The sequence below is a fragment of the Winogradskyella sp. genome (assembly GCF_013042245.1).
Lineage (GTDB): Bacteria > Bacteroidota > Bacteroidia > Flavobacteriales > Flavobacteriaceae > Winogradskyella.
Window position 1 is genome coordinate 1 of sequence record NZ_JABDQL010000046.1, and the last position, 3,674, is coordinate 3,674.

At 35.6% G+C, this 3,674-nt stretch carries 1 protein-coding gene; it reads left to right on the forward strand.

Annotated elements, in window-relative coordinates:
• Positions 1 to 144 precede the first annotated feature (144 nt).
• A complete protein-coding gene (locus HKP48_RS04025) occupies positions 145 to 3,339 on the forward strand; it encodes an efflux RND transporter permease subunit (protein ID WP_296343078.1) in 3,195 nt (1,064 codons plus the stop codon).
• The last annotated feature ends 335 nt before the right edge of the window (positions 3,340 to 3,674 follow it).

Here is a 3,674-nt window from a genome sequence, read left to right on the forward strand (position 1 = left end):
CTTGAGCGGATTAAGAATAATAATCAACGCCTAAAGGAGTTTGCATTATATGCCATTACAGGGCAATCCGCTTGGGAATTATGGAGAACAAGTACTAATTCAGTCATATATTAGAATATAGCCAAAAACAATAAATATAAGCACATGAAAGAAGGTATAGCAGGAAACATAGCCAAAGTCTTTATTCAGTCAAAACTGACTGTTCTATTAATGATTGTGTTTATGGTCATTGGCGTCTACAGCTCATTTTTGATTCCACGTGAAGAAGAGCCACAGATAGATGTACCAATGGCGGATATTTTTGTTGGTTACCCTGGAGCAAGTCCAACAGAAGTTGAGTCTAGAGTTATAAAACCTTTAGAGAAATTAATTTCGAACATTAAAGGTATAGAATACGTCTACTCCACTTCAATGAAGGAACAAGGCATGGTCATCGTACAGTTTTATGTAGGTGAAGATATTGAACGTTCGCTTGTAAAATTATACAACGAAATCAATAAGCATATGGACCAAATGCCACTTGGCATAACCCAACCACTTGTAAAAACACGTGCTATTGATGATGTGCCTATGTTGGGATTAACATTGTGGAGCGAAAACTATGACGACTACCAATTAGGTCAAATGGCTCAGGAGCTACAGAATGAAATTAAAAAAGTAAACAATGTATCGATTACTCATAAAATTGGAGGTAGAAATCGGCAATTACACGTGGTTTTGGATAAAGACAAATTAGCGGCTAGCGGATTGGATTTCTTGTCAGTTTCAGAAATGATAAAGGCAAACAACAGTCAATTAAATTCTGGAAGTTTCTATAAGAATGATAAAGAATTCCTTGTGAATACAGGGAAGTTTTTAGAATCAGCTACAGATGTTAAAAATCTGGTCGTTGGTGTGCAACAAAACCAACCTATTTATTTAAAACAAGTTGCAACGATTATTGATGGTCCAGAAATACCACAAAATTATGTCTCTCTAGGTTTTGGAAAAGGAAGCGAAAAATCATCGGAATTTAAGTCTGAGTATCCAGCAGTCACCATTTCGGTTGCCAAGCGAAAAGGAGCTGATGCAATGAAAATTGCCGATGTCATCATTGACAAAGTTACCCATTTGCGTACGACCTTAATTCCTGATGATGTTCATGTTGAAGTCACTAGAAATTATGGTGAAACGGCTTCACACAAAGTGTCAGAATTACTCTTACACCTCATCGGATCTATCATTGCAGTAACTATTGTTGTAATGTTAGCTATGGGTTGGCGTGGAGGATTAGTAGTGTTTTTATCAGTTCCTATTACATTCGCTTTAACCTTGCTAAGTTATTACATGCTCGATTATACCTTAAACCGAATTACACTTTTTGCTTTAGTGTTTGTGACAGGTATAGTGGTTGATGATTCTATTATCATTGCCGAAAACATGCATAGGCATTTCAAGATGAAACGCTTACCGTTTAAAGAAGCTGCATTATATGCTATTAACGAAGTTGGAAACCCAACTATTTTAGCCACATTTACCGTCATTGCATCGGTGTTACCAATGGCATTTGTATCTGGCTTAATGGGTCCATACATGGCGCCAATGCCTATCGGTGCATCCATTGCCATGATACTATCACTCTTTGTAGCCTTAACCATCACTCCGTATTTAGGTTACATTTTCTTAAAAGAAAAAGACAGAAAGGGTGTAGAAGAAAAAACTGGAAAAGCCATTGAAAATACCGTTATTTATAAAGTGTATAACAAGTTTGAACGCCCATTATTAGAAAGTAAAGCCAAACGTTGGTTATTTTTGGTTGGAACGTTACTACTCTTAATGGGAACAATCGTATTGTTTTTTACCAAATCTGTAGCTGTAAAAATGTTACCGTTTGATAACAAGAATGAGTTTCAAGTGGTCATCGATATGCCAGAAGGCACAACATTAGAGCGAACAGCAGTGGTAACACAAGAGATTGCACAATACTTATCTACACGTCAAGAAGTTGTAAACTACCAAAATTATGTAGGCACTTCTGCTCCAATAACATTTAATGGTTTGGTACGTCATTACGATTTACGAGGCGGCAGTAACATGGCAGATATTCAAGTAAATTTATTAGATAAAAAAGAGCGAAGTGCCCAAAGTCATGATATAGCCAAATTGCTACGACCAGATATACAAAAGATTGCTTCCCATTATAACGCAAATGTAAAATTGGTAGAAGTACCTCCAGGGCCACCAGTTTTATCAACAATTGTTGCCGAAGTTTATGGTCCTGATTATGGTAGCCAAATAGAGGTTGCGTATAAAATTCAGAATATTCTTAAAAACACCAAAGATGTTGTAGATATCGATTTAATGGTTGAAGACAATCACACTGAATACCAGTTTGAAATTGATAAGGAAAAGGCAATGCTTTACGGGATTGCACCTCAAAAAATTGCCTACACTATGAATTTGGCATTATCTAACAGAGTAATTACTAATTTATATGATGAGAATGCTTCAAACCAAGTAGGCTTGGTATTGATGTTGGATGAAAAGGAAAAATCTACTATCAGAGATATTTCACAATTAAAAGTGAAATCGAAACAAGGTCGCATGATACCTATTGCAGATTTAGTAAACATTAAACAGACTACAGCAGCAAAAAGTATCTATCGTAAAAATCAAAAGCGAGTTGTTTATGTCATGGCTGATATGGCAGGTGAATTAGAAAGTCCTGCATATGCGATTCTTGGAATGGAAAATAAATTAAAAAACATACCATTACCCAAAGGCTATGAGATTAACGAAATGTATTTAGGTCAGCCAGATTTTGAAGATGATTACACGATAAAATGGGATGGAGAATGGCAAATTACCTTAGAAGTTTTTAGAGACTTAGGCATCGCCTTTTTAGGTGCTATTATTTTGATATACATTTTAATCGTAGGCTGGTTTCAAAACTTTAAAGCACCTATTGTAATGATGGTTGCTATTCCCTTATCGCTTATTGGTATTATTTTAGGGCATTGGCTAATGGGCGCTTTTTTTACAGCAACCTCATTTATAGGAATGATTGCCTTAGCAGGAATTATGGTCCGGAATTCGGTATTACTTATCGATTTTATAAATCTAAGAACCGCCGAAGGCGTACCATTAAAACAAGCTGCTATTGAAGCTGGTGCTGTACGTACCACACCAATCCTACTAACGGCAGGAACTGTTGTTATTGGTGCTTTTGTCATTTTATTTGACCCCATTTTTCAAGGTTTGGCAATATCACTAATGGGCGGTACAATTGTATCAACCTTTTTGACTTTGCTAGTAGTACCCTTAGTATATTACATGATAGAACATAAAAATCATAAATAATAATCCGCCAGTTCCAGTGATTACAAAAGATTTTTGAATTGTATTGAGAACACCATCAAAAACTTCTCGATAGCTCTACTGAGCTTGTCGGAGTATGATTTTATATGGAAAATCAATCGAAGTGGCTATAAACTCAGTAAAATAAACTCAGTAAACTAAACCACTATGGACTGCAAGTCCATAGGTTTCTTTAAGCAATGAAATTGCATTTTAAAATTATAGTGAAGATGAAATTTAGAAGAATTATGAAGCAAATCGACAATAAAAAGTTTGTAGAAACTGAAAGTCTTGCACTAAAAGTGCATAGTTTCAACTAACGAATGAGACCAATGAAA